This window comes from Alteromonas sp. LOR, assembly GCF_000753865.1.
Taxonomy (GTDB): domain Bacteria; phylum Pseudomonadota; class Gammaproteobacteria; order Enterobacterales; family Alteromonadaceae; genus Alteromonas.
This window is the reverse complement of the sequence record NZ_JQFW01000001.1, coordinates 98,329-121,995: the sequence shown is the minus strand read 5'-3', so window position 1 is coordinate 121,995 and position 23,667 is coordinate 98,329. Positions and strand designations below refer to the sequence as shown.

The 23,667-nt window shown below is 45.4% G+C and carries 19 protein-coding genes; 12 read left to right on the top strand and 7 right to left on the bottom strand.

Features of this window, described 5'->3' with window-relative positions; all coding sequences use genetic code 11:
• Positions 1 to 47: 47 nt before the first annotated feature.
• Complete coding sequence (locus JV36_RS0100495; RefSeq protein WP_052010036.1) at positions 48 to 2,114, top strand: diguanylate cyclase; 2,067 nt, start codon at positions 48 to 50, stop codon at positions 2,112 to 2,114.
• Positions 2,115 to 2,154: 40 nt separating this feature from the next.
• Here the strand turns inward: JV36_RS0100495 and JV36_RS0100490 are convergent, their stop codons facing one another.
• Positions 2,155 to 2,880, bottom strand: a complete 726-nt coding sequence (locus JV36_RS0100490; RefSeq protein ID WP_032094715.1) for a hypothetical protein — start codon at positions 2,878 to 2,880, stop codon at positions 2,155 to 2,157.
• Positions 2,881 to 3,016: 136 nt separating this feature from the next.
• Between JV36_RS0100490 and JV36_RS0100485 the strand changes: the two genes are divergently transcribed.
• The 4 genes from JV36_RS0100485 (at position 3,017) to JV36_RS0100470 (ending at position 5,516) form a co-directional block, all read left to right on the top strand.
• A complete protein-coding gene (locus tag JV36_RS0100485; RefSeq protein WP_032094714.1) occupies positions 3,017 to 4,174 on the top strand; it encodes a sensor histidine kinase in 1,158 nt (385 codons plus the stop codon).
• 72 nt (positions 4,175 to 4,246) lie between these two features.
• A complete protein-coding gene (locus JV36_RS0100480) occupies positions 4,247 to 4,906 on the top strand; it encodes a response regulator (RefSeq protein ID WP_032094713.1) in 660 nt (219 codons plus the stop codon).
• Positions 4,907 to 4,975: 69 nt separating this feature from the next.
• Positions 4,976 to 5,224, top strand: a complete 249-nt coding sequence (locus tag JV36_RS0100475; RefSeq protein WP_032094712.1) for a type II toxin-antitoxin system Phd/YefM family antitoxin — start codon at positions 4,976 to 4,978, stop codon at positions 5,222 to 5,224.
• Between the two features lies 1 nt (position 5,225).
• Positions 5,226 to 5,516 (top strand): type II toxin-antitoxin system RelE/ParE family toxin, encoded by a 291-nt coding sequence (locus tag JV36_RS0100470; RefSeq protein ID WP_032094711.1) that lies wholly within the window; start codon positions 5,226 to 5,228, stop codon positions 5,514 to 5,516.
• A gap of 67 nt (positions 5,517 to 5,583) precedes the next feature.
• Here the strand turns inward: JV36_RS0100470 and JV36_RS0100465 are convergent, their stop codons facing one another.
• A complete protein-coding gene (locus JV36_RS0100465; protein ID WP_032094710.1) occupies positions 5,584 to 6,768 on the bottom strand; it encodes an alanine racemase in 1,185 nt (394 codons plus the stop codon).
• Positions 6,769 to 6,943: 175 nt separating this feature from the next.
• On the opposite strand from JV36_RS0100465, the gene JV36_RS0100460 reads away from it, so the two are divergent.
• A complete protein-coding gene (locus JV36_RS0100460; RefSeq protein ID WP_032094709.1) occupies positions 6,944 to 7,189 on the top strand; it encodes a type II toxin-antitoxin system CcdA family antitoxin in 246 nt (81 codons plus the stop codon).
• Positions 7,189 to 7,506, top strand: coding sequence for a CcdB family protein (locus tag JV36_RS0100455; protein ID WP_032094708.1), 318 nt, complete (start codon positions 7,189 to 7,191; stop codon positions 7,504 to 7,506). The genes JV36_RS0100460 and JV36_RS0100455 overlap by 1 nt, the downstream gene beginning before the upstream one ends.
• A gap of 88 nt (positions 7,507 to 7,594) precedes the next feature.
• Here the strand turns inward: JV36_RS0100455 and JV36_RS0100450 are convergent, their stop codons facing one another.
• The 3 genes from JV36_RS0100450 to JV36_RS0100440 form a co-directional block, all read right to left on the bottom strand.
• A complete protein-coding gene (locus JV36_RS0100450) occupies positions 7,595 to 8,143 on the bottom strand; it encodes a PEP-CTERM sorting domain-containing protein (RefSeq protein ID WP_032094707.1) in 549 nt (182 codons plus the stop codon).
• A 33-nt stretch (positions 8,144 to 8,176) separates the two neighbouring features.
• The gene (locus JV36_RS19160) at positions 8,177 to 11,848 is read right to left on the bottom strand and encodes an ExeM/NucH family extracellular endonuclease (RefSeq protein ID WP_052010035.1); all 3,672 of its coding nucleotides are present in this window, start codon (positions 11,846 to 11,848) and stop codon (positions 8,177 to 8,179) included.
• A 229-nt stretch (positions 11,849 to 12,077) separates the two neighbouring features.
• Complete coding sequence (locus JV36_RS0100440; protein ID WP_032094706.1) at positions 12,078 to 12,650, bottom strand: outer membrane beta-barrel protein; 573 nt, start codon at positions 12,648 to 12,650, stop codon at positions 12,078 to 12,080.
• Between the two features lie 515 nt (positions 12,651 to 13,165).
• On the opposite strand from JV36_RS0100440, the gene JV36_RS0100435 reads away from it, so the two are divergent.
• Entirely contained in the window at positions 13,166 to 15,940 is a 2,775-nt protein-coding gene (locus tag JV36_RS0100435; protein ID WP_235207720.1) for a TonB-dependent receptor plug domain-containing protein, read from the top strand.
• A gap of 175 nt (positions 15,941 to 16,115) precedes the next feature.
• On the opposite strand, the gene JV36_RS0100430 is transcribed toward JV36_RS0100435, so the two are convergent.
• Complete coding sequence (locus JV36_RS0100430; protein WP_032094705.1) at positions 16,116 to 17,336, bottom strand: acyl-CoA dehydrogenase family protein; 1,221 nt, start codon at positions 17,334 to 17,336, stop codon at positions 16,116 to 16,118.
• A gap of 290 nt (positions 17,337 to 17,626) precedes the next feature.
• Here JV36_RS0100430 and JV36_RS0100425 point away from each other — a divergent pair, with 290 nt between their 5' ends.
• The 4 genes from JV36_RS0100425 to JV36_RS0100410 all read left to right on the top strand — a co-directional run bounded on the left by JV36_RS0100425 (position 17,627) and on the right by JV36_RS0100410 (position 22,095).
• Positions 17,627 to 18,550 (top strand): LysR family transcriptional regulator, encoded by a 924-nt coding sequence (locus JV36_RS0100425; RefSeq protein ID WP_032094770.1) that lies wholly within the window; start codon positions 17,627 to 17,629, stop codon positions 18,548 to 18,550.
• A gap of 40 nt (positions 18,551 to 18,590) precedes the next feature.
• Positions 18,591 to 19,352: an MBL fold metallo-hydrolase gene (locus JV36_RS0100420; protein ID WP_032094704.1), complete on the top strand. Its 762-nt coding sequence runs from the start codon at positions 18,591 to 18,593 to the stop codon at positions 19,350 to 19,352.
• 221 nt (positions 19,353 to 19,573) lie between these two features.
• Positions 19,574 to 20,962, top strand: a complete 1,389-nt coding sequence (locus JV36_RS0100415) for a YcjX family protein (protein WP_032094703.1) — start codon at positions 19,574 to 19,576, stop codon at positions 20,960 to 20,962.
• Positions 20,962 to 22,095 (top strand): YcjF family protein, encoded by a 1,134-nt coding sequence (locus tag JV36_RS0100410; protein ID WP_081926466.1) that lies wholly within the window; start codon positions 20,962 to 20,964, stop codon positions 22,093 to 22,095. Before JV36_RS0100415 ends, JV36_RS0100410 begins: the two co-directional genes overlap by 1 nt.
• Positions 22,096 to 22,156: 61 nt before the next feature.
• On the opposite strand, the gene JV36_RS0100405 is transcribed toward JV36_RS0100410, so the two are convergent.
• Positions 22,157 to 23,383 (bottom strand): threonine/serine ThrE exporter family protein, encoded by a 1,227-nt coding sequence (locus JV36_RS0100405; RefSeq protein WP_032094702.1) that lies wholly within the window; start codon positions 23,381 to 23,383, stop codon positions 22,157 to 22,159.
• Between the last annotated feature and the right edge of the window lie 284 nt (positions 23,384 to 23,667).

Below are 23,667 nucleotides of genomic sequence, written 5' to 3'. Positions count from 1 at the left end.
TTTTACTGTCCTATGCTTAAAATTTGGGCGCTTACTCTGCGGTATTTATGGCAAGTCTCATCACACATTTTCGGCTCTACTTTTTTGTATTCGCCATAGGCATTTCCACCGCCAGTCATGCACTCACTATCGACGATATTGTTTCCGCTAGAGAAGAAGGTAATTTGGATGTAGCTGAAGAGATGGCCCAACAGCTTCTGTCCGAAGCTAAGTCTTCCGGTAATGTATTGCTGCAAGCCGATGCAGTATTTCAGATAGGCCGGAACGCGATGGAGCGAAACAATTATCCAAGCGCACAACAATCGCTGAGCCAGGCTTTGAGCTTGTATCAAAATTTGGATAACCAGTCTGCATTGGCAAGTACTTACAGGCAGCTGGGTTTAATATTTCGCTATCAATCAAACTATTCTGCCGCGCTAGAATATCTCTATATGGCACTCGCCACTTTTCAACAATTAGAAGAAACGCGCAAAATCGCCTCGGTTCACAACGACCTAGGCATTGTATTGGAAAAAATGGGGCAGTTGGCTGAAGCTGCAACTTATCTCCAGCTTGCCTTAGAAGCTAACCATCAGCTCAACGATTCTTCTGGTATTGCATCGGCACTATACAATTTAGCGGATATTCGCCGTGTAATGGGCGATCTTACTTTGGCGTTAGATTACTTTGAGCAAGCATTAGCACTGGATGAAGCATCTACCAATAAGAAAAATATTGCCTATAGCCGCTACAAAATCGGCTTTGTGAATATGCAAATGGGCAACTTTTCACTCGCACGTGAAAATATGCAAGTTGCCTACACCCTTTTCATGGAGATAGGGGCTAAGCGTGATGAAGACTGGGCGTTATCGGGGCTGGCCGAGCTAGATTTCAAAGAAGGCAATATTGAAATGGCGCTGGAACGGGCAACGGCTATCAGAGAGCGAACTATGGCCAATAACTACAACAGTTTACTCATGGATATTTACCTGCTACTAGTTGATATTCAAATGTACAACAAAGCTTATAGCGTGGCTGGGGCATTGATAGAGGAGGCGCTGACCCTCGCTCGCAAACTTGAAGAAGCCAGTAATATTTCACAATTACTTGCCTCAAAAGTTGAGGTGCATGAACAGCTTAATGAGCTGGCCGCCGCATACACTTCATTAAAACAGCAAAAAGCGTTAGACGATTCGCTGCTTGATAAAAAACGTGTTGATGCTATTGCGAGTATTCAAGCTCAAACCGAGTTTGTTCGCCGAGAAAACGAGATTACGCTGTTAAAGCAACAGCAAGCACTAGAAAACGTTCAGGAAGAAAAAGAGCGTGAGCAGCAGCTATTTATCGTTATTGCCGGTGTAGCCGTTTTACTTCTAGGGTTTTTGGTTTATTCACGAGTCGCCCAATCAAGATATACACGGCAGTTAGAGCACGAAGTAAAAAAGCGCACTGCCGAGCTTCAAATAGCAAATACAGAATTGGCCGAGTTGAGCCTAACAGATAATTTAACTGGCCTTAAAAACAGGCGGTTCTTAGAGCATCAAATTGAAAACGAAATCTTCAAGGCCTCCCATAAATCCGCTAGTTCAAAAGATAAAAGAGAGCGGCGTGAACAAACCGTTTTATGTCTTTTTGTCATCGATATTGATAACTTCAAAAGCATTAATGATACCTATGGGCACGTTGCGGGTGACTCAGTGTTAAAACAAACCGCCGAGCGTTTGCAGCAGGTAATGCGAGCATCGGATTATTTGGTTCGTTGGGGAGGTGAAGAGTTTGTTGTCGCAGCAGAGTGTAGCGACCGCCTAATGGCCGCTGACTTAGCTGACAGAATAATTCAAGGAATGCGCGGCGAGCCATTCTTAATAGATGAAAATGTGCGCGAAGCAATTACCTGTAGCGTTGGGTTTCTGTGTTTTTCACATCAAATGGCGTTACCCAGTGAAAACCAGATGCCAGCCCTATTTAATGTGGCCGATAGCTGTTTGTATGCCGCTAAGGCCGCAGGGCGAAACCGCTGGGTTGGTATTACTGAGTTAAACCAGCCCGTTTCAGCTCAACTGCCTAACACTGTTGATGCGCTAGAAGTACTTGATAAGCGAGGCGCGCTTACGCTAGCGCTGTCGAAAACCTAAACCCAAACTCAAACTCAAGCCTAAACCTAACCGCGAGAGATTACGCGTTGCGTGTTGAAGCTCTCACACTGTACTTACGGGAAAGACGACTTATTGCAATGCCGCCTATTAGCCCTGGCAAAACCCAAAACGCATACTGCCATGCGCCAATATCGCTAAATAAGGTGCGCCCACCAAATGCTGCAAACGCAGTGTAAGCCGCAATACCAGAGCCAATATAGCCACCAAGGTGTTCTATCAGCCAAGCTTTTGGCGCTACCTGTTTGGCGAAGATAAAACGCAGCTGGCTTATGCTTAACGTGAGCCCTAGTGGGGCAAAAACTAGCATTAAAATGTGTTGGTGCATAATGCCAATTACCCCAATAAACAGGCTAGTTGCAGTTAAAAGTACCGCTGGTGCAATGCGGCTAACGCGGCGAAGCGACAGGCGGCTTTGCTTGGCGTCTAAAGCCCATTGCCCCATCATAACCGATGCATACATTTGTACCGCTAAATGCAGTAAAAATATGGCGAAGCGCTGTAAGTTGGCCACAGCAGCAGGGTTGTCTGCCAAGTTAGGGTTAACCGCAACGGGGGCAAATAGCCACACGCCAGCTAACACCACACCGCTAAAAATAGTCCACTGCATAGCGTGGCGATAATGAGCGCCAAATTTACGATGATTTAATGCCCCTTTCTTAGCGGTAACAGGAACCCAAAACAATATTAAAGCAATGGCGCCGGCAAGAATGTGGCTGTACAAAACAATTTGGTATGAAATAGTCATTGTTATCTCTTCTTTGTAAACTTGAGGTGATAAGTTTACCGAGATGGGCAAGGGCGCATCAGTGCACAAAGTCACTATCGCAATAGTGACTTTTGGCCTATTCCAATACCAGTGAAATTACCCAATACTAAGCGCTATGACATTATCTCAATTACGTATAGCTCCAGAACAAAGTGGAGCGCTAGTCACCATATTGGTTGTGGCTTGCACCAATGCCTGGTTACTCGCGGGCTCAGAAAGCGTAAGCACCACTCAGTTTGTGGCTATTCTGTTGTGCTTTGCGGTTTTTGCCTTGGTGTTTTTATTGATAAGCCAAGATGAACCCTTCGGTCACGACAAACAGATTCGTACTGTATTCGTTGGTATTGAATATGCGCTGGTACTGGTACTCTTTTCCCTAAGCCCCATTACCTTTAACGCCATTGTGCTGGTAATTTGGTCGGCGGTATTACCGTACTTTATGTCGTTTAAGCGGGCATTGTTGCTGTCGCCACTTTGGTCTGCTGTGCCTTGGTTGGTGTTTAGTTTTGTTTGGCAGTCTAATAGCAGTTTGTGGATAAACGCCCTGTTATTCTGGACGTTTAATTTATTCGCGTTAGTTATGATGGAAAGCCGTAAAAACGCGGAGCGCCAAACTCAGCGCGCTGAAGAAGCGAATAGGGAACTTCGGGCTTTACAAGATTTAATGCAGCAGGCTAGTCGTAAAGAAGAGCGTACCCGCATTGCCCGCGACATTCATGACCTGGTAGGGCATCATTTAACGGGGTTGTCGCTGCACTTGCAGGTGGCCTCACGCACAGCATCGCCAGATCAGCGCCCAGCGATAGACCAGTGTTTAGGCATTGCTAAGTTGCTACTTGCCGACGTGCGCGAAGCAGTATCTGACATGCGTGAATTTGGGCAGCTTAATTTACTGCAAGCCCTCGAGGCCCTCACCGAACCATTGAAAAATAAGATACAGGTTAACATTGACTGCCAATCCAATATCAATCATTTAACGCTGTTACAGGCCACTAATTTACTGCGCTGTATTCAAGAAAGTCTGACTAATACTATGCGCCATAGCCGGGCCAATGAGCTTGCGATCAGAATTTACAGCAACGCTAACCAATTGCACGTAGACATAAAAGACAATGGCGGCAGTTCAAGCGCCAGCCCTAGTGCTAATAGTGTTGTTCAGGGCAACGGATTAAAAGGTATTGAAGAGCGCATGAGTGAGCTAAACGGCACTGCGACCTTTAGTAACAGCAGTTCCGGCTTTCATACTTTGCTAATACTGCCGGAGGCAAAATGATTGCCAGCGCCGGAGGCGCAATGAAGAAGATAGGGCCGGAAGCGAAATGAAAAGGATAGGGCCGGAGGCGCAATGATTAAGGTATTAGTAGTAGACGACCAGCAATTATTACGACAGGGGTTGTGCAGCCTGCTGGGTCTTTCTGACAAAGTAGAAGTGGTGGGCCAAGCTAATGATGGCGTAGAGGCTATGAACTGGCTACACGATAATCCGAATGGCGCCGATGTTATGCTGTTAGATATTCGCATGCCGCGTATGACAGGCATTGAGCTGCTCGAAGCCCTTAACAAGGCCAATGCTTCTATTTCTAGTATTCCAACTATTATGCTGACTACCTTTGACGATCATGAAAACCTAATGGGCGCGCTGCGTGCTGGCGCAAAAGGGTATTTGTTAAAAGACGTGTCGCTAGAAACCTTGGTAGAAGGCATAGAGGCCGTTAATGCTGGTGAATCACTGATTCAGCCCGCCATTACCACTACGCTTATTAACAGTTTACAGGGGCTCAATACGTCGTGTGACGAGCCCGAGCCTATTGAGCCGTTATCGAGTAAAGAGAAAGAAATTTTGCGCTTAATGGCCTCTGGCTGCAGTAACCGAGAAATTGCCGGAGCGCTGCATAAATCGGAAGGCACAGTAAAAAACCAAGTGTCGACTATTTTAGCTAAGCTGGGTGCGCGCGATCGCACTCGTGCCGTACTTCGAGCAGTAGAGCTTGGTATTTTAGGTTAGTGTAAATTGCGCTATCGCTTAATTTAGCTAAAATAGCTAAATTAACTAACAACAATAGGTGGGTGTCTTATGAAGTCAGTTTCAGCGACAGAAGCAAAGAATAATTTTGGTGAGCTACTACTTGGAGCCCAGGCTAGTCCTATCTCGATAACGCGAAATGGAAAAGAGCAGGGCGTTTTATTGTCAGCAAACGATTATGCTTTACTCAAGAAAAAAGCGATGCAAGCTGCTGTAAATGAGGGGATTAGCAGTGGTTCGGCGGGAGAGCTGGATATTGAATATATTAAGCAAAGTGGCAGAAAGCTGTTAGGTAAGTAGCTTGAAAATAATACAAACTAATGCAGCAAGGACAGATTTGATTGAAATCTGGCTTTATGGCGCAGAAAATTGGGGAATAGAATGTGCAGACGCATACTTAGATGAACTAGGTAGCTACATAAAAAGCTTATGTAATTTTCCCGAAAAATATCGTCTTCAAAAAAGTTATGTACCGCCGGTCAGAATCGGTTTGTACAGGAGTCACTTGGTCATCTATACCAATGAGATTGATACAATCTCAATAATTCGTGTCCTTCATAAAACCATGGATGTTCCAGGTCAATTAGATTAAAAATAGGTCTATTGTTACGCTGAGTTGTAAATACCAGTGCGGACAAAGATGCAACTCACTTCGTTCTTCACCATCCCCCAACCGAATGCCATTTGTCTACGGCAACGCCATTTTCTACTAGGTAGTAATGGTCGTATTGCGCTGCGGTGGCGCATGCATGATTAGGGAGAATTTCTACGGCTTTGGCCGCCGGAAAATGGGTGAAAATACCGTCAGTGCTTTTTGATTGGGGCTCTGACTGGCTTTCGGGGCTTGCGTTTGAAACCGCAGTAATAATGCCGTGCTCTTGGTTCGCGTCGCTCATGATATAACGCGTATTGTGGCTACTTGAAGGGGCAACTAGCCCATAGCCATAATCTTGAACGTGATCGGCGGTGCCGCGATCTCTCGACATGGCCATCCAGCCTGCATCGGTTATTACCCAGCCTTTGTCTTTCTGATGACCTATTACCGTGCCCAATACCGACATAGCAATATCGTCTATGTCGCATACGCCTAACCCTGCCATTACCAGGTCGAAAAATACGTACACTCCTGCACGCACTTCGGTGATGCCGTCGAGTTGGTCAACGGCAAATGCGGTAGGAGTAGAGCCAATAGACACCGTATTACAGTGTATTCCCTCTTCAAACAAACGTTTAACAGCATGTAGAGTCAGGTCGCGCTCTTGTGCCGCCATGTCTTGCTTTGCTTTTTCAGTAAAGCAAGCATAAGACTCGCCAGCATGGGTCATCACCCCTTCAAACGTTGCATGAGCACTATTATTAATGTGTTTAGCAATACAAATGAGTGTGTCAGAGTGAGAGTTTACGCCAGAGCGATGTCCGTCGGTATCAAGTTCAATAATGACTTTAAATACGCAGTTGTGTTGTGCCATTTTCTCAAAGATAAGTGACAGCATATCCTCATTATCAATGACAACCGTTAGGTCACAACCTTGCTGAATAAGCTGTGCTACGTGGGCTATTTTGTTTGGTGTAATGCCCACCGCATATAAAATATCGTTTATGCCGTGTTTAAAGAAATAGTCGGCTTCTTTTAGCGTTGAAACCGTAATGCCCTTAACGTTGCCAGCATCGATAATGGCCTGGGTTACTTCAATCGATTTATGCGTTTTTACGTGAGGGCGTAGCGTGCATTGCAAATTTCCAATATGCGCAGACAGCCGAGCAATGTTCCGCTGCATTTTGGCTTTGTCTATCAAGCAACAGGGTGTAGGTAAGTCTTCAATGTTGGTTGGAGTAAAATGCATAAGCGCCACACTGTAATTTAGATACTATATACAGTAATGCACTAGGGCTCAGGTTTCGAGTGCATTTCCCTAGGAGAGCTTAGAATTTCACACAAACTTATCAAGATTTAAGTGCGCATGCATATGCGCATATTTATGCGTATACTAAACTGTAATCTCATTGAAGGAGCTGTTTATGGATAAGGTCTACGATCTTCAAGCACCCAAAAAAGCAACTAATGTAAGCATTAATAGCGATTTACTGCAAAAAGCGCGAAAGTTGAAAGTTAATTTATCAGCTACTCTAGAAAGTGCTATTGAAGAGAAGCTAAAAGTTATCGAAGCAGAGCAGTGGCGAAAGGACAACAAGCAATCAATAGAGAAATATAATGATTTCGTAGAGGAAAATGGCTTACTAAGTGATGAGCACAGGGCGTTTTAATGGCGCAATTTGAGGTATATAGAAATCTTAGCAAGTCATCTAAAGATGCATATCCATTTTTAGTTGATATTCAGCATTCAGTGTTAAGTGACTTATCAACTCGATTAGTCGTACCTTTAGCTAAAAGTAATCAGGGTAATAGCTTGGCTATTAAAAAGCTGACTCCTGAAATTGATTTTGACGGTGTCAGCTATGTTTTTCTCCCACAGCAAATAACAACCGTTCCAATAGACACTCTTAAAGTCGCAGTTGGAACGCTTGTGGAATCAAGAGTCATACTTATCGACGCGATAGATTTTGCGATTACGGGTTTTTAATACGTTGTCTATATACTAAATAAACAAAGCCGCAGCATGCATGACTCACACCGCGGCTTCTTGTGATTTTTTCTTGCAACGGTTAGGCTTAGGCCTTACGGCGCACGCTTACTAGTCCGGCGATAGCCATTGCCATTAAACCTAATGATGCTGGCGCAGGAACGTCAACCGCATTATTAACATTTACTAACGCTGGTACAGTGTCAGTAGCAATGTTAACGTCAGGCGTATTGGGGTCTATAAATGATGCAGCGACAGTGCCAAAACCGATAGTTGAACCTGTGACACTCTTCAGTCCACGTAATTCAATTTCTAATACCGAGTATTCGCCTGCCGAAACTTCAAGAAAGTTGGCAAAATCAATGCTAAAGCCATAGCTTTCATCACCAAATAAAAAAATAAAATCTGAAAATGGTGTTAAGTCGCTGCTGAACGTTCCATCAACGAACTCAAATATCGTATTGTCAAACTCAAGTTGAAGCTGAAAACCAGTAAAGGCTTCGGTCATATCAGCAAGGACCGAGACAGTAACGGTTTCGCCAACATCAATATCGTTGTCGCTTACAGATAATGAAATTAACGATGCATTGGCCTGCATTGTCACGAATAAAAATAAGCTAGCTAAAATCTTTTTCATGTTATTTTCCTACTGCTTTTAAGTTTTTTGCCCTTATGCCGCGCAACGGGTGCGCGAGCATAAGGTCATCATTGTTTGAACATCGACAATATTGAATTGACCGTCTTTATTGAGGTCAAAATCGTCGCTAATCGGCTGACGTGTGCGAATAGCTATCATGAAGCTACGCACATCGTTAATATCAACATCGCCGTCTTTATCCCAGTCTCCACGTAACGCTTGAGCTTCAAGCTTCAGTGACACGATAACGGGGTCATGGTCTGACATGCGATATGCATCAGGTGCATACCAACTATCTATCTGCGCGGCTGATTTAAAGTTAAGGTTGTAATCCAATACGATAGGCTCATCAGCGTTAATGTGCCATTCGGTAGTGTCTATCACGCTATCAATTAGAATGTCATTGGCAAGCGCATGGTCCAAGTACCCCAACTCGCCACCAAAGGTGTAGGAGTATGCACTCGCGCCGCCAAATTCATTTGCTAAATCGGTGTACCCTTCGGCTAAGATTGCACGGATAGGGTCTTCTTTCGCATACGCATTTAAATCGCCAATAATCAAAGCCGGTGTATCAACAAACTCATTGGCAATAAACGCGGTCAACGCTTTAGCAGCACGCGTACGAGTTAAATTACAGCTTCCCTGACCAGTTTCATTATCGTCGTCACCTGCACCACAGCTTGACCCTTTAGACTTAAAGTGATTAACGCTTATCACCACTTCTTCGCCGTTTGCATTTAGTGCAAATTTTTGAATAAACGAAGGACGATTGCGGCGGTCGTTAAATAAAGGACCACCTTCATCGCTGATCGAGTTAATACCATCGAGAATGCGTAATGCGCCGCTAAGCGAAACTACACTGGGCTTATAAATCATCGCGACGGTAATCGCATCGGTACCAACTGTTGTTCCTGGGTCAACAATTGCGTAGGCGTCTTCACCTAATTCTGCATTTACCGCATCGACAAGCTCAACAATTGCACTACCTTCACCAAACCCGTTATTTTCAATTTCCATTAAGCCCACGATATCGGCATTCATTGACGCAATGGCGGCAACAGTTTTGAGAGTCTGGCGTTCAAACTCTGACCTGCCAGCGCTATCTGTACCGTTATCGTCAGCTCCGCGACAATCGGCGTTTCCTGCTGGGCCACAAATATCTGGGCCACTGTCGATGTTGTTGAAAAAGTTAAGAACATTCAGACTGGCTACCGAAAGGTTTCCTGTTGCTAGGTCAGGCGCTTCTGAACGAGGGTTTGAGGCAACGAACGTTGGTTCAGCAGTCGAATAAACCATGTATTCACCACGTGTAAAGTCAAGCACACCCGTAAGTGACGATACCGTATCGCCCAATCGCAACGTGTTTGATGCTGACAAATCACCAGTAGGGAATGGCACAACAGCAGGGTTTTGGTTGTCGCTACCGTCATCAAGAATGATGCGGTTCAATCGATTTTGCTCAGCCAATTCAAGATTGTCAGTTGTACCAGGCTCAAAGATATTATTCGGGTTGAATATACGACCGTTTGACAATGTTACTCGACCAAAGCGACCCAAACCAAAGTTATCACTTACCGTCAGCGGTGCAGAAAAATTAACTAGCATTCCTTCAAGCGATTCAAGCACACTTAAAGACTCGACAGGCAAGCTTAACGACGTAGGTGTTATTGCCGCAACTTCTTCTTCGCAAGGCGTTGTTTCCGCGAGTAAACTTAGTTGCGTACGACCAAATCTCTCTGACACGTTACCATTTACTAATACCAGTTCACCAACGTTAGGTAACGTGAAGTTAGTATTTTGAACATACACCCCTTCTGATGTGTCAGGGTTGCCATCTTCGTCTGCTGCTAATTGTTGTACAACAAAAGCATTCAGTTCAGGTAAAACCGATGTGACTACTGCTTTTACCAATACATCCTGGCCTGATATCGGGCTTTCGCTAGCGTTACCCTGAATGGTGGCAATTGGTGTAAAGGAGCTATTCGCATCACAAGATAATGCTTCTACTGTAGTGAAAGAACTTGAGAAATCAGCAGCCAATGCATCTGTTCGCCCGTCAACATCACTGACTTGATCAGCCGATACCAGCAACGTGCACGTTTCACCGTCTGCCAATTCTGTTTCTGGTGTCAGCGTGAGGGCGGTACCATCTAATTGACCGTCAAGTAATACTTCACCTGAAATTGTGCAGTTAAGAGATGGCAAATCACCAAGACTCACATTTTCGCTGAACGTGACAGTGACGGTAGTATCAACACTGATTAACGTAGCTTGATCAGCTGGCGTAACATCAACGATAGTTGGCGCCACATCTGGCACACTACAGCCGGCAAAGTTACTTCCATCTATTCTAGTCCCTGGCGAATAAAGTGCGCCTTCAGAACCAGTCGCAACGCTATGCTTAACGAAGACTTCGCCAGTAATGTCTGGGTCACGTGTGAGTGACTGATTGTCACCGCCTGCAGAGCCATACGCCTGCTCTATACCAATGGCACCGTTACTTAACGTAATAGTGTCACCACCGTTGTTCAAGCCAAGGGCTCCGGTTGATGCCGCTTGAACAAGCGCGCCTGCTAAACCATCGTTTGGTGCGTTTGCGCCGAATACCACCAACGCACAGCCCGCTTCAACACTTGAGCCGCTTGGGAAAACATGACGAACTTGTGCACCATCGCTCAGTTCCCACCCAGTGAGGTCAAAGGCTTGTTCGCTGTTATTAACAATTTCTACAAATTCATCGTCTGAGAAATCTCGTGCGCCATCGCCATTTGCATCGCCTGCATCACCCGAGGCTGGGTCGGCGTGTATTTCATTGACTAACAAAGGAGCGGTGGCCGACTCATCAACCACGCTAAAAGAAATTGTGAAGTCTTCTGCTAGCGTGTCTTGCTCGCCGTCCAAATCAAACACATCCTCTGCGCTTATTGTGAATGAGCATTCATCTGCTGATGTGAAGTTAGTATCAGGAATAATCGTATACGTCGCTTCTTCACCCGACAGCGTACCTTGAATAGCAACGTCGCTAGAACATTCAATGGAATTGATAGCACTTATTGCAACATTTTCACTAAAGCGGAGAGAGATTGATGCGTCAATCGCTACGTTTGTGTCGCCATCAGAGGGGGTGGTCGATACAACCGTTGGCGCATTGTCTACAACTACGCCACCAAACGCTTGATCATTATTAGAAGTGCTAGGAGTTGCTGTCGCTGGTGATTGCCAAACAAAGTCATTGTAGGTCGACCCAGAGCCCGAAAGCTGCAATGAATCACCAATAGCGGTTGAGCCAGGTTCGGAAACACCAATATCAGCGCTTGTCATTCCGAGAGCTACACCGTTAGTCGCTGTTAACTGGCCCTCATAACTTAAAAATTGAACCACGTTACCTGTCGCATCAACCAGTGCCAGTCCATCAGGTGAGCCATTTTGGATACCAGCACGACTGATAGTAGCGAAGCCATAGCCAGCAGCTTGATCGCCTACCACTCCAGACAGAGCTTGCGTACCGTAAGTTGTGCCATTACTTCCGTTATAAAAAACGACAGACCAACCGGTAAGGTCAGTTCCGGCAGGTGCTGCGATTTCCACAAACTCGCCTGTATCACCACCAGTGTTATCATAGTGAATTTCATTTATAAACACAGTTGTAGCTTGTGTTGCTGATGCAAATGCAACAGACATAGCTGCTGCTATCATTGCTTTCATATTGTCTCCCCAGACAGTGATGCGCCAGTTTTCAGTTCTTATGATGTCAAATTTTTGTCGCGTTATCTTCAACCACCAGTGTGACAAACTGATGACAGCTTTTTAATGAGCAAATAAGCCAAAAAATGAAATAAAAAAGCCGGGTATGGAATTTACCTACCCGGCTTTATCGTAAGCGCCTAAAACTATAATAATGTAAAAATTTACGCCATATAGGCGCTACATCACATTAAAAGTTATAACGTGCATTCAACCCAAACGTGCTGAGGTCGTCTGAAGTTTCATAGCTAACACCTACAGCAAAGGCAGGAGAGAAGAAGTAGTCGCCACCAATGAGAAGCGATGTGTCGCTGCCACTGTCAGTATCAATATATTTCACGGCACCGCGAAGTTCTATGTTGTCCATTACCATAGAGCGAGCACCGGCTGTTAAGCCATACCCGTCTTCGCTTTCAGACTCACCACTTCCTGATATTTCAACATCTTCATAGCTAACAATACCGTAAAGGTCTGTTTTGTTTGATAGGGCATAGCGATAGCCTAAACCGAGTGACAATCTATCGAAGTCTACTTCAGTGCTAAAGATATCGTCGTTTTGCATTGAATAGCTACCGGTAACAAACACGTCGTCTGTCACTAGTTTTGATGCTGAAATGGCAAAGCCATCAGGCTCATAGTTTAAATCAGCATCATCAAAATCGGTCATTACATAGCTGGCTTGGACAAAATCCCAAGCAGGAGCAGCTGCGAAAGAGGCTGCAGAAACTGCACTAAGTGCGGCAGCAAGAATTAGTTTTTTCATTTAATCATTCCTTAATGTTTAGTGCCTGTGGTTGGGAACCCCGAATTTGCGACCAGGACCAGGCAGCGTGGAAATATACGCTCTATTTAGAATTAATCTACTTTTTTCAGATGCTTATATGTTACGAGATGTAATTTTTGACACATATCTTTCGCTAATCAGAAAACCCAATTTATTACCGTCAAGCGAGCTGTTTTTTACTAATAATGATAATACTTAATCGATTTACATGTTAACTGAGTGTGAAAGATTAGCTCATTATTTAATCAGCGTGTTGTCTTTTTGTTATTATTTGGCGAGAAAGTATTATCCTAAAGTAGTAATTCGATATCGGGGCAATAGTGATGAATAGTTCTTAAAGATCGAAATAGCGAAATACTTGTACTAATAAGGCGCATTATTGTAGCATCAAAAATGCACAGGGTGAGATTTCACCTCACCGCGTCATTTTGAATATCACAAAACATAATAAAAATAATATTTATACAAACAACACGTCTTGAAGGAGACACACAGTGAACCAAAGTAACTTCACAAAAGGTCGTAAACTTAATCGTATAACCTCAGCGCTGCTAGCTGGGTCTATACCATTATTTGCCGCACTTTCTGCTCCTGCATTGGCACAGGAAGCGGAAGAAGAAGCAGAAAGTTTTGAGAATATTATTGTTACCGGTACGCGCATGACTAACCGTTCTGCGGCAGATTCTCCGGTACCTGTTGATGTGATCAGTGGTGACGAGTTTCGTCAAAACTCATCTTCTGACGTACAAGACATGCTTCGCACCAACGTACCGTCGTTCGATGTAAACACTCAGCCAATCAGCGACGCGGCAACCATCGTGCGTCCTGCCAACATGCGAGGCTTATCACCCGATAACGTACTGGTGTTGGTTAACGGTAAGCGTAGACACCGTGGCTCAATTATCTCATTTTTAGGTGGTGGTATTTCTGATGGGGCACAAGGTGTCGACATTTCAGCTATACCGTCACTGGCATTAAAGCAGGTTGAAGTACTGCGCGACGGTGCATCATCACAGTACGGTTCTGATGCCATTGCCGGTGTGCTTAACTTCTTGCTTCGCGATGACGACGAAGGTTTCGAACTTCGCGCTAACTATGGTTCTACCTATGAAGGCGACGGAGACAACTACACTATTTCTGCTAACGCTGGTTTCTCTTTAGGCGATAGCGGCTTTGTAAACGTAACTGGTGAAATTCGCGACGTAGAAGGCACTATCCGCTCGGTAGTGCGCAACGATGTTGCGGCTATGGTTGATGCGGGATACTTAGCACAGTCAGACTTCTCTACCATTAACGCGTATACAGACGAAGTGCCTCAGTATTGGGGTCAGCCAGATGTTGAAGACGATGTAAAAGTGTTCATTAACTCTGGGTATGAGTTTAGCGATGCAGCCGAGGTTTACCTGTTTGGTAACTACGGTCAGCGTACGGTTACTGGCGGTTTCTTCTATCGTAACCCGGTAACCGAAGGCAGTCAGCGTGGTGGTGTTTACGCCGGCCCATTAGTTGACCCACTAACAGGTATGGAAGATGAGAACGGTGTGCACTCAGTGCTTGTTGGTGACCTAGACGGAGTAGGGGTAGGCGGAAGCTGTATTGCAGGTATCCCAATTGGCGGTAACGGTAATGTCTTTCCAGACCCAACGTTCCTTCAGCAAGTTCAAGCCGATGACAACTGTTTCTCGTTTATCGAAACCATTCCATTGGGCTTTGTGCCGCGCTTTGGTGGTGAAAACGAAGATATGGCGTTCACGGTTGGTTTACGTGGCGACCTAGAAGTGGGTACAGGTCTTTATTACGACGTTAGCGCACAGCGTGGCTCTAACAGAACTGACTTCTTCATTAACAACACAATTAATGCATCGTTAGGTCCTGATACGCCGCGGGATTTCAATCCGGGTGGTCAAGAACAAACAGAAACCTTGTTTAACCTTAACTTTGTGTATGGCATAGACGTTGGTTTTGAATCAGATTTAAACGTAGCCTTTGGTGCTGAATACCGTGAAGAAGAGTTCGACCTGTATGCAGGCGACGCCGCTTCATTTGCGTTAGGTCCATTGGCAAGCCAAGGGTTTTCATCAAGCTCTAACGGCTTTGGTGGTTTCCCAAGCAACACCAGCGCGTCTCAAGACAGTACAGCGTTCTATGTTGATTTAGAAGCTGACGTTACAGAGTCACTTACTTTACAAGCCGCAGTTCGTCGCGAAGATTTTAGCGAGTTTGGTGATACTACCGACTTTAAACTGGCGGGTATTTTCCACGTAACCGATGACTTCCGTATTCGTAGTGCTTATTCAACGGGCTTCCACGCACCAACAGCGGGCCAGGCGAATATTACAAACGTAACTACACAGAACGTGAATGGCGTGCTTATCGACCAAGGTACATTGCCTTTATCATCGGCGGCGGGTCAGCTAGCCGCTGATTTCATTGAGAGCCAGGGTAACGGTCGTCCAGACTTAGGCCCAGAGGAAGCGAAAAACTTCTCTGTTGGCTTCTCGGTAGACGTTGCGGACATGAGCTGGACAGTAGATTTCTACAACATCGAGCTTGAAAACCGCGTAGCACTTGGTGCTAACGTAGACTTCCTAGACGCGCTTAACTTTGCAGGTGGCGGTACGAGCTACGCGTCTGTATCTGAAGCGCTAACGGAACTTGATTCTTCTGGCATCATCGATCGTCAAAACTTTATTGGCTTAGACGACCTATCTCAGTTCAGATTCTTCTCTAACAGCTTTGATACCACCACGCGCGGTATCGACGTAGTTGGTAACTACAGCTTTGATGCATGGGGCGGTAGTTCACGCATAACGTTAGCGGCTAACTACAACGAAACAGAAGTGGACGATGTTGGTACGCTTAACCCAATTGGTGAAGGCCGTGTTGCTGCCATTGAAGACTTACTGCCTAACTTACGTGGTAACGTTTCGTGGACACACACCCAAGGCGACTTCAGAACGCTAGTGCGCGCTAATTACTTCGGTGGTTGGGACGATACTGGCAACGGTGTTAACGGTATTGGTGCTGAGGTATTGGTTGACGTGGAACTACTCTATTCTTACAGCGAGAATCTTGATTTGGTAGTTGGCGCTAATAACTTGTTCGACACTTACCCTGAAGAAAACCCAAGCGCGGGAAGCTTAGGTCAGCTTTATTCTGAAGCTAGCCCGTTTGGTTTCAACGGTGGTTCGTACTACGTACAAGCACGCTACACGTACAAGCACGCTACACGTACTAAACGCTCTACTTACAGAGTACTTCAGTACTGATAATGTGGCTGCTAGCAGCCACATACAAAAATGCCGCTTTCTTGTGTTCTCATATTGAGGCACTGAAAAGCGGCATTTTTATTTATGGAGTGCTAGAGCGTGTGGCCAAAATCTACATGAATTAGCTCAATACGCCCTAGATCAGCACACCCTCGCTCAACACGCGCTAAATCACTTACAGATATTTCTTAAGCTCTAATCTAGACACCATGCCTTTATGCACTTCATCTGGCCCATCGGCTAAACGCAGTGCACGAGCCCCAGCGGCAAAACGCGCTAGCGGGAAGTCGCTACACATACCTGCACCACCGTGTAATTGCAGTGCCATATCTACCACGTCTTGAAGCATGTTTGGCACGACGACTTTAATGGCTGAAATTTCAGTCATGGCGTGTTTAACGCCTAAATTATCAATTTTCCATGCAGCATGCAGTGTGAGTAAGCGGGCCTGCTCAATAGCCATTCGCGCATCGGCAACTCGCTCTAAGTTACCGCCTAATTTTATAATAGGCTTACCAAATGCAACTCGCTCGTGGCCTCGTTTAAGGGCAAGTTCAAGGGACTTTTCTGCCATACCAATGGCGCGCATGCAGTGGTGAATTCGGCCTGGGCCTAAGCGCCCCTGCGCAATGGCAAACCCTTTACCTAGCCCGGTGATCACGTTGGCTTTGCTCACGCGTACGTTATCAAAGTGCATTTCGCCATGACCATATGGCGCATCAAAATCACCATAGGCATCTAGCATGCGTTTAATCGTAATTCCCTTGGTATCAAGAGGCACTATCACCATGCTATGACGGCTGTGTCTGTAGTTGTCAGGGTTAGATAAGCCCATGAATATAGTAAAGGCTGCATTAGGATGGCCAAGCCCCGTAGACCACCATTTCTTACCATTAATAACCACGTCATCGCCATCTTCAATGATGGTGGCGGCCATATTAGTTGCATCAGAAGAGGCCACATCTGGTTCGGTCATGCCAAACACAGAGCGTATTTCACCTGCAAGTAGCGGCGTTAACCACTGGGCTTTTTGTTCGTCATTACCAAAATGGTAAAGCACTTCCATATTGCCCGTGTCGGGAGCATTACAGTTAAAAATTTCTGGCGCGAATAAAAACTTACCCATGCGCTCTGCCATTGGGGCATATTCAAGCGTGGTTAACCCTTTCCCTAATTTATCATCAGGCAAAAAGAGGTTGGCTAGCCCAGCATCGCGTGCCTTCTTTTTGAGCTCTTCGGTTTTAGGGTGCAGCTTCCAGCTTTTCCAATCACTGTGATTATTTTCTTTGTGGTGAAAGTCGTACACCTCATTTTCGATAGGCTCGATATGCTTGGCAATAAACGCATCGAGCTTTTCTAGCAAAGCGTTGGTTTTGTCGTTATGTGAAAAGTCCATGGATACCCTTATTAAGCTAAATATAACACTGCAATGTTACCGCTGTGATGCTGCTAAAAACCCAACTGTGCGGCTCAACGTGTTCAAACTCTGTGTAATTAACCACTGCGGTTAATTGTTGATAGCACCTAGCTTAGTAGAAGAATGGCTTTGAATGAAATGAAATATAATACCAGTAACATATGAATGGTGTTCATAGTATGGTTTACTGAAATGCATTATTGGTGTGGTCGTTTACAGCTCATCAGATGGGTGTAAAAGAAAGCATTTACAAGAAGGGTATGCAGAAAATGATTGATACCAGGCAGTTTGAGAAACTTGATTTAAATTTATTAAAAGTGTTCGAAGCCCTGTGGCAGCAGCGTAATATGTCTCGTGTTGCTGAAACTCTGCATATTACGCCTTCTGCTGTTAGTCACGCCATGCGCAGGTTTAGGGAGTTGCTAGGCGACCCACTGTTCGTGCGAGAAAAGCAGCATATGTTACCTACAGCCGCCTGCGAGCGACTTGCCCCCGATATATTGCATGCCCTTACCCAAATACGAAGTGCGCTAGAGCAGTTTAACCATTTCGACCCTGCTTTAAGTCATCAGCGTTTTGTTATTGCTATGCAAGAGTCTTTAGAGTTAGGTGTGTTGCCCACTTTGCTTAGCCGGCTTGAACGAGCAGCGCCAAACATAGAAATAGTAAGTACACGCTTACAGCGCGATATCATGGAAGCTGATTTAAGCAACCGCAGTTTACATTTGGCCATTGATATTGGCCGCGCTGTGCCAAAGCCCATATCTCACAGCATGCTGCGCCGAGATGATTATCGTGTATTGATAAATCGCAACAATACGCTGGTAAATCAACTAGACAAAAAACACTACCTTGAGGCTAGGCATATTACTGTGTCTAATCGCGCGAAAGGGGCCTCGGTAGAAGAAATAGCGTTACAGCAGCTTGGAGTAAATAGGCCCTCGCTGTGGCGCTGCCAAAATTACCGTGCTGCTGCCGACGTGGTAGCCTGTACTAACGCCATACTTACGCTGCCAGGCTCTGTTGCGGTGGCAATATCAGACGACAAACTTATTTCTGCGCCGCTACCTTATGGATTACCTGCACTAGAAACTCATTTATATTGGCACAGCCAGCACGAGAGTGAGCCGGGCCTTATGTGGTTAAAGGGGTTAATGCTACAGTTGTTCGCCGAATCTGGTCTTACCAGATAATTTTTGCTAGCATGCGAAATGTGCTTATTTAGGTTGTTCTATGAAAATTCATACGTTGCCAGGTTATATACAACACATTTATCTTGCCGAAGATAACGAGGGGCTGCTGTTACTAGACGGCTGCAGCCGCGCGGATGTAGACAAAGTGTGCTTGTATATTACGAGTACGTTAGGGCGGCCATTAAGTGATTTAAAGCTGATAGTAGTTACTCATATGCACCCAGATCATGCCGGTGGCGCCATGCGCTTGCGTAAGAGAACCGGCGCGCAGGTGGCATCTCATCCTAAAGCCGCAGCGTGGTATAAGGGGCTTGGGGGGCGCACTGCTCATATTATCGATTTATTACTCACTTGGTGGGTGGCCGATAGAATTGGCAAAGCGAAAGAGTCTATTTGGTACAACCCTATTCTTGCCCCCGATATACTTTTAAAAGATAAACAAGCGTTGCCTACATTTGCGAATTGGCAGGTGCTTTATACGCCGGGGCATACCGATCACGACCTTTCAGTTATGCACGTACCTAGCAAGCAAGCCTACATTGCCGATGTGCTGGTAAAGGTAAAAGGAAAGCTGGTTCCTCCATACCCTCTTTGTCATCCTAATCAGTACAGAGAAAGTTTAAAAACCTTGGCTCAATCATCTATAGACACTTTCTTCTGTGCCCACGTGCCGCCTACGGCTAAAAGTGATATAGACTTTGAGCATGTCATCGATAATGCCCCTATAAAGCCAAAGAACCACTGGCACTCAAGTAAAAACCGCATCAAGAAAAAACTGTTTGGTTTCACCAAAGATCATTAGCAGCATCGCGTTAATATCTGGCACTGCCCTTGCTTTTAACAACGAAAGAACCACTATTAATAGAACGTACTACCGATAGTTTATGCTGCGTGTTACACAATGCAGACTTTTGCTTGCATGCCACGCGGCTTTAAAAGCGCTGTGAATAACAGTGCGCACCGGTTTACTAGCCATTTTATAGCGATATTAATAGCCGCACAAAACGGGACATTACCTCTACTATGCAAAAAAATATTGCCGCATTGTTTGATAAAACAATGGCAGCAGCGTCGCTGACAAGCAACACGTTAGCGGATGTTTTTAGTAAAGAAACGCATCGATTCACTATTACTGGGCTTAGTCGCAGCGGAAAGTCTATGCTGTTTACTAGCCTTGTAACTATGCTGAAAAGTAGAAGCGAGGAAGGTTATGCCTGCTTACCGCTATTGCGTTACTTGCCGCCATCTCAAGTGCTCGATATTCGAATTGAGCCAATAGAGGGCTATAAGTCTTTTCCCCAAGCAGAAAATTTGGCCGCTTTAGAGCAAGGTCAGTGGCCCGCGGCGACAGAAGAAGCGTTTGGTTTTAAGCTTATTGTTAGGTTAAAGCAAACCGCGTCGATTAAGCGCCACGTGCTTCCCCATACCGACATTGTGTTTGAATTTATTGACTATCCCGGCGAGTGGATAACCGACATTCCCATGCTAAGTAAAACCTATGCACAGTGGTCAGACTCTGCATGGGCACAGCTAAGCGGCGGCCCACAACAGCACTTTGCGCACGATTGGAAGCAAGTCGTTAACAGCTTTGACTTTGAACAGCCGCCAACGCCACAGCGTATTCAACACCTTGTGCATGCATACAGGCAGTATTTAATTGAAGCCAAACGCCAAGGAATATCTTTGCTGCAGCCAGGCAGTTTTTTACTGGATTCCAGCGATTTTGATTGGCAAAGCTTTGGCTTTACGCCACTGCCCTCAAGCATTACCAGTGATGTATCGCACCCCTGGTACAAAGCGTTCGAACAGCATTTTGGTGCGTTTCAAGACAAATGGCTAGCCCCATTGAAGCAGTCAATTTTTAAAGAGACAGATAAGCAAATTATCTTGGTCGATTTGTTTGAAGGGCTTAACCACAGTCGTCAGCATTTATATCAGCTAAAAGAAACCCTCAGTCATTTGGCTGACACCTTTGTGTACGGGCAAAGTAGCTGGTTTTCGCGCAACGTGCTGAAAAAAGAGCAGATAGGAAAAGTGGCGTTTGTGGCAACAAAAGCCGATTTAATTCCTGTTAGTCAGCGAGAGAATTTACTGAGTTTACTGACTCAGATTACCGAAGGTGCAAGAGCTCGCTTTACCGACAAGCCCATTGAGTTTGAGCATTTTTTAGTGTCGGCTATAGAGGTAACAGACAAAGGCAGCACGCCGCAGGCAATTCGTTATAAAAATAGCGATGGTGCTTACGTTGAATCTACGTTCGAGCCTGTGCCTAGTGCGTTAAAAGAAATGGAAGAGGGGGCGCATTTCCCCGTGCCTAATGCAAAGGTGCCCGCAGACTTTAAGGCCAGAATATTAGCCGGCAAAGGACTAGACAGGCTTCTACAATTTTTACTGGGTAAAGGAGAGCAATAATGAAAGAGCGTAATGAAGGCCCGTTTTATACCAGTGATGACTTTGATGATGATGCACCTTCTAAAGGCTCTGCGCACTTAAAAAATAAGCCGGAAACAAATAGGGCTGCAGAGGCCGGGTTTGATTCACACGATGGTAAAAATTACGATAATAGCGACGCTTGGGGCAATGCTAAAGCTGATCAAGCAGCCGACCGCAGCTCTGAAAATAAAGCCGAATACAAAGCGCCTTATCGTTCAAAAGTGACGACGCAAACCCTAGATATAGAGCCCCCGGAAACTAAGCTGCCCGCGCGAGTAGAAAACGATAGCTGGATCTTAGAGGTAGAAAAAGAAGGCGTGTCGTTAGGCAGTGCAACCCTGATATTTGGTGTGCTGTCGGTTTTGGGTTTTTTTACGTTTGATGCTTATACCACCTTAGTGGCCAATGTGAGCGAGCACCCCATTGGTACTGGCGTATTAGGCGCACTGTTAGCAGGTTTTGTTAGCACATTGAGTTATTTAAGCTTTCGTGAATGGCGAGGCTATAAGCAGGTTAATACAGCAATGAATGACGCTGCTGCTATTCGTACATTGCTGCAAGAAAAAAGGGATGCAGCAAAGCAAAGTGATATCAGTATTAATGACGTTAATCGCGTACTTACCGCTCATGGACAGCGTTTTACAAAAGGCTCTTATGCGGCTCACTGTTTTGCGCGCTACAAGCAAACAGTGCAAAGCGATATGACGGCAAGTGAGCTGCTTGGGCTTTATGAAGATACGGTATTAACCCCAGTGCAAGCGAAAGCCCACAAGGTGCTCAACAAAGAGTCGGTAACAGCCGGTAGCTTAGCGTTTATTAGCCCAAACAATCTTATTCAAACCTTTGCGGTTATTTGGATAAGCTTTCGCACAATACGTCGTATGGCCCGGGTATACGGCTTACGCCCAAGTACGGCGGGTAATTGGAAGTTATTAAAAGTGCTGGCGCAAAACATTGCTGCTCAGGGCATTTTCGATTTAGCCACCGACGAAGTCGCCAATCAAATTGGTGGCAGCCTATCGGCTAAATTCATGGAAAATTCCGCCGAAGCCATTGCCGCAGGCGCGCTAAATGCGAGACTTGGCCGAGCGCTTATCGCGTTGCTTAAATAAGGTTTTAGATAGCCTTTAAAGCGATGTTAAGTCGAGTATCAATATGATGACAAAGGCGCTGTTACAGCGCCTTTTTCGTGGGCATAACGACGTTGGCAAATATGAGTCCTGCCACTAAGGACATGAAAATGAGAAACACCTCTTGGCCTAAATGATCAGCCTGCACAAAGTCTTTTCCTGTCATAAACGAGTTCAGCCCAATATAGGTTTTTGAGCCTGGTACCAATACTATTAAGCCATGCATAGCCACAATGGTTGCTGGTTGGTCAGCAATGCGGGTAAACCCGTTGGCAAATATGCCTAATGCAAATGCGCCTACGAATGCGCCTAAGCCTGGGCTCATGTAATCGGCACTCCACGCTGTAGCACTGTAGGCAATAAAAGCTGCAGCCAGTGCCCATGGTATGTGCTTTACCCGGGTTCTAAAAATGGCCACTAGGGCAATGCACAGCAATAATACCGATAGCCAGGTTGCCCAGTAAGGCAGTGACTGCGCTGGAGTATAGATGTTTTCGCCAAACAAATTAAAGCCTGCAGTAACGCCAAGAAAAGCCCCAAAATACAGTTTGAATAACTGCATAATGGCATCCATGGTACGCGCTGTTCCCGACACCATGTTCCTCGAAGACAATTCTGCTAACCCCATAGTTAGGGCAAGACCAGGAACAAATACAATTACCGATGACAGCACAACGAGGGGAATATTAATGCCCGGGTCGATATAACTGCCAATGGCGCAAGCTAATAAGCCTGCGATAAACGCGGTCATTGGCTCTAGCATCAAGTTAACCCGTTTAGAACGGGTTGCCCAAAGTGTCCACACAAAGGCAAGTAGGCCAAGAGCGCTAGACCATCCAATTTCAGACCAGCTGGCTCCCATCAACATAGCAAATGCGCCGGTGGCCATGCCATAAGCAATACCCGTTGGAAGTTTGCCGTATGGGCTGCCCATTGCGTCTATTTCGTCTAGGCGAGTATTGGCTTCACTTAAGGAGAGTTCGCCTTTTAATAAGGAACTGGCTAGCTCATCGGTTAACGAGAGCGCATTCATGTCTAACTCACCAGGCATTAGGCGCGCTGAGTGGTTGTATTCATCTTCGTGGCGATCGCTCCAAATAACAATGGTTAACGAGGTAGGCGTAGAAATAAATGAGGCGTGGACACCAAGGTACGTGGCAATTTCAGTAAGGTAGGCCTCTAGTCTGAATGCAGGCGTACCGTACTTGTGCAGCATTTTGCCAAGCTTAACAATAAACTTTCGAATTTGAATAAATTCAATTGTGTCCAACAGAGTTCCTTAGTGAGTTAGGGCCAAAAACAAATATATAAACTAAATAACCTGAATCCTGTTTAAGAAGCGGCGCTCAGCACCACTAGAAATGCGAATTACTGCGTTGCAAAAGTAAGTAATAGAACAACTATTACGTGACTTTTGCGCCTTGCACTTCGCATTTCTAGCAGTACTGAGTTTGAAATTTTAATTTATATTTAATAAAACAAATGCTTGCACCATTCTTTAAACAGGATTCAGGTTAAATAGCGAGTGAGAAAGCGTTTAAAGATGCAGCTATA